The sequence below is a fragment of the Streptomyces sp. 840.1 genome (genome assembly GCF_003751445.1).
GTDB lineage: Bacteria > Actinomycetota > Actinomycetes > Streptomycetales > Streptomycetaceae > Streptomyces.
The window spans coordinates 2,525,638-2,541,959 of sequence record NZ_RJUU01000001.1 but is presented as its reverse complement, the minus strand read 5'-3'; the positions used below and the strand labels follow the sequence as shown (position 1 = coordinate 2,541,959).

Below are 16,322 nucleotides of genomic sequence, written 5' to 3'. Positions count from 1 at the left end.
GCGATGAGCGGCGACGCGGCGGATCTCAACGTAGATCCGGCGAGTGTCCAGCAGATCACCAGTGGTCTGCGGGCAGTGGTGACCGAGCTGAAGGAGGTCGGCACCGGCACCGGTGCGCTTCTGGGCAAGGGGCTGTCGGACCTGTCGATGACCGGGATGGCGGTCGGCTACTACGGGTTGTCGGTGGATTTCGAGGACTTCTGCGAGCGGTGGGAGTGGGGCGTGCGGGCTCTGGTCCAGGACGCCAACACCATCGCGGCGGCGCTGGGCTTGTCCGCCGGGGTCCTTTGGGAGGAGGACCAGTACATCAAGGGCACGCTGAAAGTCGTGGTCAATTCCGGTGTCGGCAATCCGAACGCGTCCGAGGACGACGTCATCAAGCAGGGCTGGGGTGATGTGTTCACTCCGGACTACCTCAACCCCGACTACAGCCTGGAATCGGCCGAGCGGGCGAAGAACGAGGCAGACCAGACCTGGAAGGACACCGGGCGGGCGCTGCTGACCGAGGGGAGCGGCGGCCGGCACACCGACATGATGAACCGTTTCCTCGGGGTCGATCAGGAGACCTTCGACCGGGGCGTGGACGAGACGTTCGGTCCCTCGCCCGAGGAACGTGCCCGGCAACAGCAGCAAGGCAACGGGGGGAACTGATCCATGGGCATCGGGGACATTGTCAGCGACCTCACTCCGGACGTCGTTGAGGACGCGGTCGAGGACGGGACCAAGTGGGTCGGCGACCGGGTCGAGGACGTCGGGAACTGGACGGCCGACCGGCTGGATGACGTCGGCTGGGAGTCCGGTGCGGACTGGGTGCGAGAACAGTCGCGTTCGGTCGCCAACCGGATGGGCGCCGAGGTCGACGAGATGGACCTCGGGCAGACCGAGGACAAGACGAAGCTGATCTACGGCAGCCCCTCCGGGCTCCGCTCCTCCGCCGCCCACCTCAAAGCACTCCAGGGCGCGTTCGACAAGGTCGGCGGAGGACTCAAAGGGCTCGACGCCTCCACACTCAAGGGCAAGACCGCGGACGCTTTCCGGGACTCGGTATCCATCGAGCCGCCGAAGTGGTTCAAAGCCGCCGACGCCTTCGAGAAGGCCGCAGGCGCACTGGAGTCGTTCGCCGGAACGGTCCAATGGGCCCAGGGCCAGGCCCAGCTGGCGATCGACCAGTGGAAGGCGGGCACCAAGGCGTCCGAGGAGGCCATGGACGCCCACAAGGACCGGTGCGACACCTACAACAAGGCCGTCGACAAGTACAACGCCCTCCCCTCCGACAAACGCGACCCGGCCATGCTGCCCCCGCGCCCCGGGGAGTTCAAGGACCCCGGCAAGGCCCAGATGGAAGAAGCACAGCAGCTCCTCACCGAGGCCAGAAAACAGCGCAACACCGCCGGCGAGACCGCCCGCACCCTGGTGACGGCCGCCCGGGACACCGCACCGAAGAAACCCACCTACGCCGAGCAGGCCGTGAGCGGAGTCTCCGAGTTCAACTTGGCGGGCACCCACTTCGTCGGCGGGATCGCCAAGGGCACCGCCGGAATGCTCAACTTCGTGCGCAGCGTCAACCCGATGGACGCGTACAACCTCACCCACCCCGCCGAGTACGCCCTCTCGCTGAACAACACCGCCGCCGGACTCGTCCAGGTCGCCAACGACCCTGCGGGCGCAGGCAAGCAGATGGTCACCGAGTTCATGAAGGACCCGGCCGAAGGGCTCGGCCGCCTCGTCCCCGACCTCGTCCTCACCGCCGCCACCGGAGGCGGCGGAGCTGCGGTCAAGGGCGCCAGAACCGCCAAGGAACTCGCAGACCTCGCACAGGACGCGAACAAGGCCCGCCGCCTGGTGGACGACGCCCCCCGAGGCACCCACGACCGCCCCGACGCCAAACGCCCCACCGGTGGCACCGACCCCGTCGACCTCGCCTCCGGCCGCATGTTCCTGCCCCAGACAGATGTCGTCCTGCCCGGCGTACTGCCGCTCGCCTTCACCCGGCGCACCGAATCCGGTTACACAGCGGGCCGCTTCTTCGGACCCTCCTGGTCCTCCACCGTCGACGAACGCCTGGAGATCGACGCCAACGGCGTCATCCACGTCACCGACGACGGCCGCCTCATCACCTACCCCCACCCCGCACCCGGCCTGCCCACCCGCCCCGAGACCGGTACCTCACACACCGTCCTCAACCGTGACCAGACCGGCGACTACACCATCACCGACCCAGACACCGGCCTCATACGCCACTTCGACGCCCCACGTGGGGCGGAACCAGGAGAAGACGGTCTCGCCTGGCTCGCCGAAATCAGCGACCGCAATGACAACACCATCGCCTTCGACCGCACCGACGACGGCACGCCCCTGGCCCTGGTCCACTCTGCCGGCCACCACCTCACCCTGACAGTGGTGGAGAACCGCGTCACTTGCCTGGCACTCGAAGCTCACGGCGTCGTCCACTCCGTGAGGAACTACAGCTATACGAATGGCAACCTCGCCACCGTCACCAGGCCGTCCGGCGGAACTATCACCTTCGAGTACGACAACCGCCGGCGCCTCACCATGTGGATCGACTCCAACAACCGCAGCTACGAATACGCCTACGACAATCAGGACCGAGTGTCAGCCGAAGGCGGTGGAGCTGGCCATCTGCAAGTCAGCCTCGCATACGGCGAACCGGACTCCACCACCGGCCACCGCACGACAACATTGACCACCCCGGACGGTCGCACCACCTGCTACCTGATCGACGACGGGTGCCGAGTTCTGGCCATAACGGACCCACTGGGCCACAGAACCGGCTTCAGCTACGACGCCTGGGGCAATCAGCTCACCCGCACCGACCCGCTCGGGCGCACCACCACCTTCAGGTACGACGAGGACGGACGACTGGCTCACGTGATCCTCGCCGACGGCAGCCAATTCCACACTACGCACACCGCATTGGCGAGACCGACGGCGTTTTCCGGGCCGGACGAATCCTGTTGGCACCAGGAGTTCGACGAGCACGGCAACCGGACAGCACTCACCGACCCGGCCGGCCACACCACGTACTACGCCTACGACGCCCGCGGCCATCTCACCTCCGTCACCGACGCACTCGGTGGCGTGACCAGAGTCCACTGCGATTCTGCCGGGCTTCCGCTTGAGGTAGCCGACCCGCTTAACGGCACCACCCAGTACCGGCGCGACGCCTTCGGTCGCCCTGTTCTCATCACAGACCCGCTGGGGTTGCCCACCATCCTCGAGTGGACCGTCGACGGCCAGCTCGCCAAACGCACGGGCCCGGACGGCAACACGGAATCATGGAACTGGGACGGCGAAGGCAACCTCATCGGTCACACCGATGCGATGGGCCGGACCACAGCTTTCGAGTACGCCGACTTCGACCTTCTGGCAGCCCGTGTCGAACCCGACGGCCGCCGTCACGAGTTCACCCACGACTCGCAGTTACGCCTCACTGAGGTCGTCAACCCTCAAGGCCAAACATGGTCCTACGTCTACGACCACGCAGGCCGTCTTGTCTCCGAGGAGGACTTCGACGACCGCACGCTCACTTACACCATTGATCAAGCCGGACAGATGACGGCCCGGACAACACCGTTGGGCGAGACCATCACGTACGAGCGTGACGAGCTCGGACGAATGACTCACAGAGACGCCGCAGGCGAAGTGACAGCGTTCGCCTACGACCAGGCCGGGCGGCTTAGCCACGCGGTCGGCCCAGGCAGCGAGGTGGCCTACAGTTACGATCGTTGTGGCCGGGTCAAGACAGAGCTCGCCGACGGACACGTCACCACGTACGCGTACGACGCTCTAGGCCGCCGCACTCAACGCACAACACCTAGCGGCCAGGTGACCACCTACTCGTACGACGCCGTCAGCCGCGCCACCGGCCTGACCGCCGGCAGACACCGCATCGCCTTCACACACGACGCGGCCGGCCGTGAACGGATACGCTCCGTCGGCGACAACCTCACTCTGGCCTTTGCCTGGGACGAAGCTGGTCGCCTCTCCTCCCAGCATCTCGCCAGTGGCGCGCGCACACTGAATCGCCGCTCCTACACGTACCAAGAAGACGGCTATCTCACGGGATGGCACGACGCACTCCGCGGTCCGTCTCGCTTTGAACTCGACACTTCAGGCCAGGTCACTGCGGTCACCGCCACCGACTGGGCCGAAAGCTACGCCTACGATGCTCTGGGCAACCAAACGTTCGCTGACTGGCCCGAACACCACGCGGGAAACGACACATCAGGTGAGCGCCTATACACCGGCACCCGGGTCCTGCGAGCCGGCCGCAACCGATACGAGCACGACGCTGCGGGCCGCATGGTGGCGCGTACCAAAACCCGCTTGTCCAAGAAACCCGCCACCTGGCACTACACCTACAACGCCAGCAACCAGCTCACTGCCGTAACGACCCCTGACGGCGTCAGGTGGCGCTATCGCTACGACCCTCTCGGCCGCCGCACCCGAAAGGAACGCATCGCTGACGACGGCGTCACGGTAGCCGAACAAACCACCTTTACCTGGGACGGAACCGTCCTGGTCGAGCAGACCACCGTCCAGTCCGGCCGACTGCCATTTCCAGTGACTTTAACCTGGGACCACCGAGGGCTGACTCCAGTCAGTCAGACGGAACGACGAATCGATACCGCTTCTCAACTTGAAGTGGACGAACGCTTTTTCGCGATCGCCACCGACTTAGTCGGAGCTCCCACCGAACTTGTCGATGAGCAGGGACACATCGCCTGGTATTCCCGCAGCACCCTTTGGGGGACCACGACTTGGAACTCCGGGGCCTCCACCTACACCCCACTCAGATTCCCAGGCCAGTACTATGATCCCGAAACCGGCCTCAACTACAATCACCACCGGTACTACGACCCTCAGACGGCCCGATACCTTACTCCCGACCCTCTGGGGCTGTCCCCCGCCCCCAATCCGACAGCATATGTCCACAACCCCCACACCTGGAGCGACCCCCTTGGCCTGTCGCCCTATCGGCCGGGTCCGCCGCAAGGCGTCTCCCAAGAGTCCTTTGACGAGGCCGCCAGGATGTTGCGTGAGGGGGCGGGTCACTACGGCGATGACATGGTCGTCCAAGGCAGCCGAGCCGGCGGAACAGCCCGTCCGACGTCTGACATCGACTTCGCGATCCGCGTCGACTCCGGCAAGTTCGACGAACTGATCGGGGAACGCTTCGGCAAGCCCAACCCCGAAAGCGCTAAGGAGCGAACAATGTTGCACGCCATGGAAACCGGGAAGATCCAAGCAGGAGAAGCCGGCCTGCGCGGCTTGCGAAAGGCGCTGGAAGCACAACTGGGGATGGAGGTCGACCTGTCTATCATTCGCAGGGGCGGACCATTTGACAACCCTCCCTTCATTCGGGTCCCGTGAACACCATGAGCCGATACTCTTACTGCAGGATCATGGTCGCTGGAATTACGGTCGCCGATACTCAAATCCTTCTTGGCGGCGTCTTCAAGGGAACCTTCGAGCGGCGCGCGCTGACGGTGGGCGACGTTGAAGTCGAGGTGCGCCGGAACCCTGATGCACGGGACGACGAAGCTCCGTCGAACGACTTTGTCCGGTGGCCTGTACAGGTCGAGACGGAACCGACGACGCAAGACGGGGAGGCGGTTGCGGTGGAGATCGTCTCACGCATTCTCGAGGCGTTGTGGGGTGTAGAGGCGCAAGCCGTTGCGGCGTGTAACTTCGAGGACGAACTGCCGTGGAAGGGAGGTATCCAGCTTCTAGGGTCATCCGAGCCCGAATGAGTGGGCAGGCCGCGCTTCCCGATCGTGTCCCCCTCTCGGCAAGCCCGCCCTCGGTAGCCGCAAGCCGAGCCGCCGGCCTCCTGGGAAGGGCGGCGGAGTGAGGCGCCCCCGGATGCCGACACCTGAACGGCAGGTCGCGTGGCGGTCTGCAGGTGGAAGTGGTCTGCCATGGCTCGGGGGTAGCTGTTCCCAGAAGGGTTCAAGAACACGGCCAAAGCCGCAGTGGAGCTCCTCAAAGGCGCCGGGCTGCACGGACACAAGCACGCCAACGACGCGGCAGTCGCTGAGGTAGCACTGTGCCAACCGAAACCCGTCGCCATCCTGACCTCCGACAGCGACGACATGACCAAACTCTGCGGAAACCAGGTCCGCATCATCCTCCTCTGACCAGTCGGCTCGCTCGGAGCACGGGTCGCACTGTCAGCTCTCGTGCCCCATCCGTGCCCAGCAGAGCGGACAACAGCGGTCAGGTGCCGCTCCCAGGGACCGTAACCAACCATCCCATCCAACGAGAAACCACAGGTCAGGGCACCTTTGGTAGCCCAAGAACCGTTGATTCCCAAGCTCAGAGCGCGAGTTCGATTCTCGTCACCCGCTCCATGCAAAAGCCCCAGGCCAACGGCCCGGGGCTTTCTTGTTGTCTAGACCGGTCTAAGCGTCGCGCACCACCTCCGCACCACCTTGACCGTCTTTCCGCTGTTCAGCGCCCTTCCCCCGCGCGGCCCGGACCATCTTGCCCAGCCCGCTCGCCACTTCTTTCTGCCGCTCGTGATCCGAGTGCTGATAGATCAGTGCGGCTTTCTCGGACGACTGCCCGGCCCGGACCATCGTGTCCTTGAGCGTCGCCCCCGAGCGCGTGGCGAGCGTGTGCCCGGTGTGACGAAGATCGTAGAAACGAAAGCTGTCGGGCATACCGACCGCGCCCCGCGCCCTGCGCCGCTTCCGCCCGAAGGATGAACGACGGAACGGCGCTCCCTGCTCACCCACGAAGAGCAGTCCGGTTTACTCACGAGTTCTGGCTCTGGTTCTCGCCCAGCTTCTGCGGAGTACGCAAGGGCGAATCAGGGATCAAGTCGGCCTGGCGCCAGGCGCTGGGGCAGACTGGAAGGTATTAAAGCCTTGAGATCCAGGAGGGCTTCTCGATGTAGTCGGCGAGGTAGCCGTTCTCGAACTCCGGCCGTTCCACTCCACTGACCTTGAGTGTCGGCGTACCTCTGGCACTGGAGTTCTGGAAGGCGCTCTCGGATGCGTCGACGAAGGTTTGGTACTTCATCGTTCGGACCGCACCATCGAAGCCTGGCCCGCGCAGACCCTCGACGCGGGACGCCATCTTCAGGAGGAAATCGTTGGTAAAGCCATCGACTGCTTCATCCGGCTGGTTTGCGTAGAGGACCTGGTGAAACTCAACGAACCGGCCCTCTGCCAGTGCGGCGCGCAACGCGTTCACAGCTTTTTTCGAGCCGTTGCCGCCCAACTTGCCGTCGAGGAAGGACGCGAGTGTGTAGTGGACCTGCACTGAACCGCTCTGAGTCAGTTCGTGCAGCTCAACCCCGGCGCCCTGTGTCTCGAACTCCTGACAGGCAGGGCAGCGCAGATCCTCAAAGAGCTGGACGGTGGTACCCGCGTCCTCATCACCGACCACGATCGTCGTCCCGTCCGCGCCCAGAGACTCGGGTATGTCAGCGTCGGTGGCATGACCAGAACGCACCCCACAGGCCAGAAGGAACAGCCCAAGGATGGCGGCGATCACCGGTCCCTGAATCCCGCGCTTCACCTTCATGGATGCCGCTCCCCAGTGGCAAATGGCTCAGAGTCTACGCGGCGGCCCGCAAGGCGGATCGCCAGCCCTGGGACACTGGCATACACCAGATCGAGAAGCGCTGCTTATTCCTCGCGGGCAGAGCCACAGGAAGTCACCCGCTCCATGACAGAGGCCCAGGTCGGCGACCTGGGCCTCTGTCATGGTCTGGACCCGTTCAGGAACCGCGCAACACCTCTGCGCCACGTGGGCCCTTCTGCCGCTGGTCACACTGCCTTTCGCGACAGCCCGCACCATCCGGTCCAGCCCATCGGCAACCCCCCGCTGCCGCTCGTGGTCCGAGTGCCACTCGTTCGGCGCCTCCGGAGTGCCCGAAGCGCACGTTTCCAGGAACGTGCTCCGGTGGTAGTCGTGCTCAGGTCAGAGCGCCGACGTGTAGGCGCCGAAGAAGGGCGTCTTCACCGGCGCTCCGCCGGAGTCGAAGCACGCTACGTAGAGCCGGACGGAACCGCTGGTCCTGTCCCAGGGCCTGTACAGGCCGCAGTAGTCGGCGCTGCGTCCGTAGGCGGTGGCGTGCGCGGTGTCCGACGGGACGGCCACCGACGGCATGGTGACGGTGAAGGGCGCTCCCGAGCCACCGAGGCTGTTGGTGGCTCCGCTGGAGTTGTAGTTGGTCAGAGCGGGCAGTGACCCGCTGTACCAGAGATACCCGAAGGACTTCGGCGGAAAGGCCGGGCCGTGTACCGCTCGCAGATAGGAGTAACTCAAAGTCCACTCGGTGTCGTATGGCTGGTTGGACGCGTCGTAACAGGCAACGATCACGGTCTGGCCCGCCGTCCCTGGTGTCCAGTCTGACACCTTGCACCGCGCTCCCTGCCGTGGATCGACAGCGGTGACCTGGAGATCGCCCGCGTAGCTGGACAGCCCGAGAGACGGAAGCCACGCCTTCCAGATGCCCGTCGAGCCCTTGCTCACCGCATTGGTGGAGCCCGCGGAGTTGTACTGGGTGAGTACGGTGCCGCTGCTGTCCGAATTCAGGTAGCCGTACGAGCCGGAGGGGGTGGCGGGCAAGCCGCTGCTGCTCGTGTAGAGGACCGTGAAGGTGGAGTTGTCCGGTGCACCGCTGGGGAGGTAGCAGTTCACGTACACGTCCTGACCAGGTCCCACAGTTTTCCAGTCAGCGATCTGACACCAGTGGGCAACGCTGTTCACCGCGGTGGCGTGGGCGATGCCACCCGGACCACCGATCAGGGGGAAGTGCACCACGTACGAACCGAGACCGATTTGGTCAACCTTCACGGGATTGGCGGAAGGTGAAGCCCAACTGCCCCACTGCCGAGAGGGGTCGGGTGCGTAGCCGGGGGGCGGAGTCGCGTTGTCCAGGTACGCGAAGCCCCAGCGGTCGGGTACGGCGGCGTGTGCCGGGCCGGCTGCGGGAAGAGCTGCGGCCAGAAGAGCGGCCACCATGCCCAGAACGAGCATCACGGCCCGGACGGGTCTGCTCGACAGATGTGAGGTGCGGACGTGCATGGGCGTGCCTCCTGTTGATGAGGTCGGTACTGCCTGTGCGATCCGGTACTTGAGTGCGATTGCCCTCCACGTGCCGCAGAGGCTCGAGCTCAGTCCTCCTGCGGCTCTGCAGAACGGCAGGGCTTGCACCCCGACGGCGGCCCGTGGGTTCGAAATCCGATTTCCACTGTCCCAGAAGTACAACCCGGCGGAACGCTGTCGGTCAGCCGTTTCGGTGCCCGCCCCACCTGCCGCCGGGCACAGCGGCTCGCTTGGTGCGCCGCGTGAAACCAGCAGTTGCAGCCGCTGCCGTGCCACTACTCTTCCTCTCACCCCTCCCACCTCACTCGCCTCTGCGCACACCGCAGCCGGGCCTGTCCAGAACTCGCCGGCACCTGGTCGACGACTCCACAGCAACCGAAGGTCTGGGCCGGGCCAGCATGTGCATACGTCGGCACGAGGAAGAGCACGGAGACTTCAGCGACGAGGAACTCACCGAGGCCCACGCGAAGATCTTCGGCACCCCCGGCTGCGCCAAGGACGCGGACGCCGCGTGAGTGAGCACATCGAGACCGTTGTCCCGGACTCGGAAGGGCGCTCCGCCTGGATCGCGCAGGACCGCAAGCTCCTCGCGATTCTGCAGGTCTTCCACGACATGGGGGTCGACCTGGTGATCGGGGCGAACACCATCGTTGAAGTCACCCACGCCCGTACCAACATGCCTCGCCTCAACTGGGCCTTGTCCCGCATCAAGGTGGAGCCGGTCACCGAGCAGGCGGCGAAAGCGGCGGCTGAGCTCCTCAAAGGCGCCGGGCTGCACGGACACAAGTACGCCATCGACGCCACGGTCCCCGAGGTCGCGCTCCGCCAGCCGAAACCCGTCGCCCTGCTGACCTCCGACAGCGACGACATGACCAAGCTCTGCGGCAGCCAGGTCCGCATCATCCCTCTCTGACCTCCAGCCCACCCGGAGCATGAACCTCAGCAGTTTCTGGTGCACTGCGCCGCCCGTGCCTCATCCGTGCCCAGCGGGGTGGACCACCGCGGTCATGTACGGCACCTGGAGACCACTCCAACCGCACACGTCTCGACCAAACACCCAGTTCAGAGCCCAGCACCAGACCCGCACCAGAGGGCTTCTCCCTGCGCCTTCTCCGGGATGTGCGCGCAGGTCGCCCACCCGCGAGCATGCGTACAACGATGCGGGCGCCGAGGCCCCGCTATGTCCCAGCTCGTGGCGCGCGGGCGGCCTCGTGGCGCGCGGGCGGCTTCGTGGCCCAGGTGCGCTGTCGGTCAGTGGCGGGCCGGATCCAGCTCGCTGCCGCGGGGCCCGGCTCGGACGCTACCGAAGGGTGGATTCAAGCAGTAGTTCGCTCAGGTCCGACGGCATGGTGATCATGCAGTCGTGTCCGGTCCGCAGTTCCCGTATCCGTGCCGGAGAGCCGTTGGGCTGGGTCGCGGGGACGGGCCGCCGCACGATGCCTGCCGGCTCTGCGCCGACGCAGTGGATGTGCGTGCGGGGAACCGAGTCCAGGGCGGGGTTGTCCATCCGGACCGGTTGCTGCAAGCAGCGCACCGGCTGGTCGGAGAGCGTCGCACTCAGCCATGCGATGTCCGCCGGGTCGGTGACCCCGAACAGACCGAGGGGCGGGGGCATCTCGGGCAGCGGCGGGACGCGCCAGCCGTTGTCGGACTTGGTGGCCAGGTCGATCAGGTTCTGGGTCATGGGCTGTACGTCGACGGCGGTCTCGCCGTGCTCCGGGACCATCGCGTCCAGGTACACGAGATGCGCGATCCGTTCCGGTACCTCGTTGGCCACGGAGGAGACGACCAGCCCCGCGTAGCTGTGACCCACGAGCACCACCTCGGTCAGGTCCTCCTCGTGGATCAGCTTCAGCACGTCCTCGACGTGTGTGTCGAGCCCCACCCCGGGGCCGAGCAGGTGGGCCTTGTCGCCGTAGCCGGTCAGCGAGGGCGCGAACACGCGGTGTCCGGCCGACTCCAGCAGCGGGACCACCCGCTCCCAGCAGCGACCGCTGTGCCAGGCACCATGTACCAGCAGAAAAGTTGACATAAGTGGAGATCTTCTTACTCTTCGGGGCGTCGAGGCACCGGAACATCACGGTTCCCGTTCGTGCCTCGGTACTCTTCAGGAACCACAACCATCGTGCTGCACCTGCCGCACTTCGATCAATAAGGCACATTTAGGTGCCCCGGTTCTCTGGAGGTAACCCATGAGCGGCACAGCGGGCGGCGCGTCGCGGCCGGCGGACCCGTGCCAGGCCCGTGAAGTGCTCGGCATCGTCGGCGACAAGTGGTCGCTGCTGGTCGTGCGCCACCTCAGCCAGGGCCCACGCCGCTTCACCGAACTCAAGCGGGCCGTCGACGGGATCAGTCAGCGCATGCTCACCGTCACCCTGCGCGGCCTGGAACGCGATGGGATCCTGACCCGGACCGTCCTCAACGTCATGCCGCCGCACGTCAGTTACGAGCTCACTCCGATGGGCAGGACCCTCCGCGAAGCCACCGCTCCCCTGCTGGAGTGGAGCACCACGCACCTGAAGCACATCGACGCCGCCCGCGCCGTGTACGACGCCCGCCCCGACACCCCGCCCGGCTGACGCCCGCCCCGGCTCCGAGTCCCGGCCGCACACCACCTGCGTGACCATCGGCCACGCAGCTCGGCCGCCGGGCGCGCCCCGTCGCCGTGCGGCGAACCTCGAAGGGCCCCACCGCGAGCGGCGGGGCCCTTCACAAGGCATCGGATCCGCGAAGTGATCCGGACGGAACGGACTGGGTCTAGTTGGAGAAGTACAGGTACTTCCACGAGCCGTACGTCGTGGTGTTCACGGTGTCGCCGGACGACGCGTTGACGTACACCGGACGCATCCGCGCCTTGATCCCGGACTGCCCCGGCGCCCCCAGGCGTACGGCGGACTTTCCGTTCGTGCCGAGCGGGAAGTACTCCGAGCCGGCGGAGTACCACTTTCCGCCCGAGTAGACCTGGAGGTCGAGACGTTGCTTACGCCCCTTGTAGTAGGTCATGGTCGTCGTGAGCAGCGGATCGGTCTTCTTGTGGAACCAGTAGTACGACGTCGAGCCGATCTTGGCCGTCTTGTAGTGCTTGGAGACGGCGGTGGACGCCTTGACCCGGGCGTATGCGGTGGACTTCACCGTCCTGGGCGCGGTGCGGGTGTCCCCCTTGAAGACCGCGGTGACTTCCGTGTCCCGCGTCATGTCCACCGTCGCGGAAACGTTGCCGCTGGAGTTGACCTTCCCGGTCTTCAGCAGCTTGTTGGGCTTGTCGCCGCCGAAAGGGTTCGCCCAGATCTCGACCGTGCGGTTCTTGTACGTCGAGCCCAGGTGCGCGGTAAAGGAGACGTCGGCGCCGTAGGCGTAGATGTTGCCGTTCTTGTTCAGGGTCAGCGCCGGCTTCGCGTGGGGAACCGTGACCTTGTCGGACGTGCTGACCGCCATGTGCGCGGCGTCGCCCGCGTAGGCGACCTTGTAGGTCACCGTGCCGCCGGCCTGCGGGGTGTCCTTGAAGGTGTACGAACCGTCCGACTTCAGCGTGACAGCGGGCAGCGCCTTGCCCTTGGGGCTCTCCAGGTCGGTACGGGTGACCTGGAGTCTGACGCCGCTCGGCAGCGGCACTGTCGCCGACAGCTTCCCGGTCACGGTGAGCTGTTTGCCGCGCGCGGCGGACGACGGGGCGTTCACCGTCAGGCTCGGGACGTTCAGCGTCGGGTCGGTGAGCGCCTTGAGGGTGTAGCCGCGGGGCGAGCTCACCAGCGCGAAGATCCGGGAGGCGTCCGGGGCCCAGGCGAGGGTGGAGGTGTCGGCGGCGTATGTGCGGATCGGCTTGGTCGCGCCGGGCCGGTAGACCGACACGTTCGCGCCGCTGATCTGGGCGACCAGACCGTTCGGGGCGATGTCCGCGCGCTGCCCGGCCGGGTAGGCGCCGGCGGCGGTGAACTTCCCGTCTGCGTAGGCGTGCCGGTCCGTGCCGTCGACCAGCACCTGCCGGGTACCGGGCACGAGGTCGATGTCGCTGACGTAGTTCAGCGAGTAGTCGCCGTCGTGCCAGGCGGTCACCTGGGGCGTGACGCCGGAGACGTCGACGACGGCCATCAGGTCCTTGGTCCTGTCGAAGAAGTCGGTCGCGCCGACGGCCAGCAGTCCAGGTGCGGACGGGTCGGTGTCGAGGAACGGCGCGCCCCCGAACCCGGAATCCCGGGAGAGCTGCCCGAGCGTCACCGGGTCCGTCCCCCCGGCCGGGTCCACCGCCGGGTCGACCGAGCCCAGGTTGCCGTGGCCGTCCGACTGATCCTCGTAGGAGAACCAGGCCCTGCCGCCGGCGAACTCGACGAACAGCGGGCCGATGCTGGTGGCCACGGGGTACCGGGCCTTGATGTCGAGGGTGGCCGCGTCCAGGGCCACGATCTCGTGGCTGACCCGCGCCGCCGCGTACAGGGTGGTGCCGTCGTCGGAGAGAGCCAGGTCGAAGATCCCGTCGATGCCGCTCACCGAGTCGACGATCTTGCCGGTGTAGTCGGTGGCGATGATCCTGTCGTTCGTGTCGTCGCCGACGAAGACCCGTTGTCCGACGCCGTCGACGACGATGCCCGCGGGCGAGCCGACGGTCGCGGGCGAGCCGATGGTCGCGGTGACCGCCGACGCGGGACCGGCCGCGGCGGCACTCAGTACCACCGAACTGAAGAGGACCGCGAGCGCTGTCGCGGTCGAGATGCTGCGCGTACGCACAGTGTTTAACCCCCACGAGAAAACCCGGTGGATGACCGGGAGTTGATAGCGCCGCGCAGCATCCGGACGTGACCGCAGAGGGCGGTGACGCGCGGGGCGCGGCTGCTGTCGGGCAGCTTATGACATGAAAGTGACAAATGAGAGGGAAGTTTCCGGCGCTGACTATCGGCCGGCTGCCGGCCCGGACCAGCGTGTCCTTGAGGGGTGGCCCCGAACCGAATGGCCGGGGTGTGCCCGGTGCGGCAGAGCTCGTAGGAGCGGAATCCGTCCGGCAGGCCAACGGGCACACGGCTCTCTCTTCGTTTCCGCCCGAAGGTGGAGCGTCGGAACGGCTCGCACTTCTCCCCGACGGACAGACGTCCGTCCGGCCCCTTCTCCACATACCGGTCCAGATGATGATGCCGAAGGTCGGTACGGACGAAGGCCGACAGGGACACGACCCGCTCGCCCGCCTCTGCCTCGGCGTCGCTGACAGCACGGCGACCGGCGTCAGCCCAGGCGTCGCCATGCAGACCCGACCGAGTTCTTCGGACGCGACCTGTGTGTCAGTGGGTGGTCCTAATCTGGTTCCCGCGTATTCGTGAGGGGGCTCCATGCCGAAGGTGCCAGAATCCAGGCGTATCGGACGGGTGGCAGTGAATGAGGTGCGATCACTGCTGGAACGACACGGCCACATCGTTCAGGAGATAGACGGCAGTAACGACCATGGCGAGGATCTACTCATCACCTTTGTCGATAACGGACAGCGGACGGAGGATTCCCTGACCGTTCAGGTGAAGGGTGGAGACTCGACCCGAACCAAACGCGGGCACCGCGTACCGGTGGGCGATCACGGCGACAACTGGCGCGATGGCAGTCTTCCCGTTCTCTGTGTGGTTCACGATGCCGGGCGCGGAGGGCTTTTCTGGGCCAATGCGACCCGTCAGCTTCGTCGGGGCAGGGCGCTGCGTAAGAAAGTGAAGTCGATCGTCGTCTCCCGGGAGTCCCTACTGGACGACGCGAACCTCACAGCATTCGTGCAGGTCATGCGGCGCTACCTGGCACGGGAACGCGAGGGGGTCGGTAGGTGGGCGGATATGGCGAACGTCGAGTTCGCTCCGGACGACATCGTCAAACCCTTCGAGAACGAGGTCCACGAACCCATGGTCTTCTGGCAGCGTCGCGGTGAGCCGTACGCGGTACTGCTCCACCATGACCTGGATTGGGAGCCGGTGCGCATTCAGGAGAGGATGCTCCGATTCGAGCCGATCCCCTGGATCGGAAACGTCATCCTCGACATTGCGGAAGCACACTGGCTGATGGGCTGTTTCAAGTCTACGGAGTGGTGGCGCCGTCCGATCGACCATCGTGAATCCGCTGGGCCCCGCGAGGCCTCCAGCCCGCCGTGAGCTACGACTGCACCGTCCCGGCCGCCGAGGCTGAACTCGTGGTGGCGCAGAGCTAACCGCTCGTACGCTGCGTAGTAACGCAAGGGCTGCCGGAGCCTCCAAGGGGCGCGCTGACTGCCGGCGGGGCGAAGTTCTGTCTCTCTCAAGGGAATTAGAAAGGGCATCGCCGCGCTCGGCGAGGGCTAGATATGCGAAGCAATGCTCGAATGAGGGCACTCCTGCAGGAGACCGAAACGGCAGGATTGAACTCCCAGGACATCCCTCCCATGTTCCGTGAAGTGGTGGAGCGCGGATGGTCTTTGACGCCCTCCGGCGGCCGGGTGCTGGCCGATCTCCTCCTCGAGAGCTCGCCGCAATACTGCGACCGACTCGCAGAGGAAATCAAAATCAACGGCAGGGCAATGACGGACTACGACCTGCCCATCCTGACGGACGAACGCGCGCCTGTCCTCGTACGCAGGTGCCTGGCCTACGTCGCTGCCTGCCTGCAGCGTGCGCAGGAGGATTTCGGCGACACTGCGGTGAGGGCCTACGTCTCGCTGTCCTTCGCCGACACGGACAAGGCACCGCTGACCTCCAACGTCACCTTCTGCACGCCCCTTCCCGACGTCCTCCCCTACATCCCGGACCTTGAGGGCGTGACGGACGCAGCCGTCGGGGAGTTCTCCGTGGATGACTGCTCCCACTGGTTGTGAAAGCGACCCGGTGGGCGAGGGCGGGCTTGGGGGGCGTGACCACAATCTGTCGACCCCGGCTTCGGGTACCGACCCGGGAGTGAGCCATCCAGGGAGGAGCCAGCGAACAGTTGGGGAGGAGACTCGTCCGGCGGCAGGCCCGTGTACGCCGCCATGTCCCAGACAGCCTCAACCGCCGGGACATGACGAGTCGGCAGCGCTGTGGGGTGGGTGCTCGTGAAGGCTCCCGTGGAAACAGGACTTCCGTCTCGTGTGACAGGAACGACGGGCTCTCCGGAATTTCTTACACTGTCGGCGGACGGTCGCCATCTGTGAGCGGACCCGTCCGGCGGTGACTTCGAGGACTCCGCGGAACCCGAGCCATGTGCTGGTGCTGGTGCTGGTGGGCATCTGCCGCTCGTCGCGGCAGGCGCTTGGCGCTGCTCGGGGAGGT

General features: G+C 66.0%; 11 protein-coding genes and 2 pseudogenes. 8 read left to right on the top strand and 5 right to left on the bottom strand.

All coding sequences use genetic code 11. The features are described from left to right. The first annotated feature begins 3 nt into the window (after window positions 1-3). From EDD93_RS11625 to EDD93_RS11610, 4 genes and pseudogenes are all read left to right on the top strand, one after another. The gene (locus tag EDD93_RS11625; RefSeq protein WP_123525084.1) at window positions 4-651 is read left to right on the top strand and encodes a hypothetical protein; all 648 of its coding nucleotides are present in this window, start codon (window positions 4-6) and stop codon (window positions 649-651) included. 3 nt (window positions 652-654) lie between these two features. Continuing rightward, window positions 655-5,394, top strand: a complete 4,740-nt coding sequence (locus EDD93_RS11620; RefSeq protein WP_123525083.1) for a putative T7SS-secreted protein — start codon at window positions 655-657, stop codon at window positions 5,392-5,394. Next, complete coding sequence (locus EDD93_RS11615; RefSeq protein ID WP_123525082.1) at window positions 5,391-5,774, top strand: hypothetical protein; 384 nt, start codon at window positions 5,391-5,393, stop codon at window positions 5,772-5,774. The genes EDD93_RS11620 and EDD93_RS11615 overlap by 4 nt, the downstream gene beginning before the upstream one ends. Window positions 5,775-5,975: 201 nt before the next feature. After that, window positions 5,976-6,161: pseudogene (locus EDD93_RS11610) on the top strand (DNA-binding protein); the annotation flags it as partial. A gap of 264 nt (window positions 6,162-6,425) precedes the next feature. Here the strand turns inward: EDD93_RS11610 and EDD93_RS11605 are convergent. The 3 genes and pseudogenes from EDD93_RS11605 to EDD93_RS11595 form a co-directional block, all read right to left on the bottom strand. Continuing rightward, a pseudogene (locus EDD93_RS11605) lies at window positions 6,426-6,773 on the bottom strand (site-specific integrase); the annotation flags it as partial. Between the two features lie 112 nt (window positions 6,774-6,885). Further along, entirely contained in the window at window positions 6,886-7,554 is a 669-nt protein-coding gene (locus EDD93_RS11600) for a thioredoxin domain-containing protein (RefSeq protein WP_123525081.1), read from the bottom strand. A gap of 399 nt (window positions 7,555-7,953) precedes the next feature. Continuing rightward, window positions 7,954-9,063, bottom strand: coding sequence for a hypothetical protein (locus tag EDD93_RS11595; RefSeq protein WP_123525080.1), 1,110 nt, complete (start codon window positions 9,061-9,063; stop codon window positions 7,954-7,956). Window positions 9,064-9,595: 532 nt separating this feature from the next. Between EDD93_RS11595 and EDD93_RS11590 the strand changes: the two genes are divergently transcribed. Then, window positions 9,596-9,997 (top strand): DNA-binding protein, encoded by a 402-nt coding sequence (locus EDD93_RS11590; RefSeq protein ID WP_123525079.1) that lies wholly within the window; start codon window positions 9,596-9,598, stop codon window positions 9,995-9,997. 387 nt (window positions 9,998-10,384) lie between these two features. Here EDD93_RS11590 and EDD93_RS11585 read toward each other — a convergent pair whose 3' ends face one another. Then, entirely contained in the window at window positions 10,385-11,116 is a 732-nt protein-coding gene (locus EDD93_RS11585; protein WP_123525078.1) for an alpha/beta fold hydrolase, read from the bottom strand. Window positions 11,117-11,276: 160 nt separating this feature from the next. Between EDD93_RS11585 and EDD93_RS11580 the strand changes: the two genes are divergently transcribed. After that, window positions 11,277-11,663, top strand: a complete 387-nt coding sequence (locus EDD93_RS11580; protein WP_123525077.1) for a helix-turn-helix domain-containing protein — start codon at window positions 11,277-11,279, stop codon at window positions 11,661-11,663. Window positions 11,664-11,841: 178 nt separating this feature from the next. Here EDD93_RS11580 and EDD93_RS11575 read toward each other — a convergent pair whose 3' ends face one another. Then, the gene (locus tag EDD93_RS11575; protein WP_123525076.1) at window positions 11,842-13,806 is read right to left on the bottom strand and encodes a YncE family protein; all 1,965 of its coding nucleotides are present in this window, start codon (window positions 13,804-13,806) and stop codon (window positions 11,842-11,844) included. Window positions 13,807-14,399: 593 nt separating this feature from the next. Here EDD93_RS11575 and EDD93_RS11570 point away from each other — a divergent pair. Both EDD93_RS11570 and EDD93_RS11565 read left to right on the top strand, forming a co-directional pair. Then, window positions 14,400-15,194 (top strand): DUF4365 domain-containing protein, encoded by a 795-nt coding sequence (locus EDD93_RS11570; RefSeq protein WP_123525075.1) that lies wholly within the window; start codon window positions 14,400-14,402, stop codon window positions 15,192-15,194. A 266-nt stretch (window positions 15,195-15,460) separates the two neighbouring features. Next, a complete protein-coding gene (locus EDD93_RS11565) occupies window positions 15,461-15,889 on the top strand; it encodes a hypothetical protein (protein ID WP_123525074.1) in 429 nt (142 codons plus the stop codon). The last annotated feature ends 433 nt before the right edge of the window (window positions 15,890-16,322 follow it).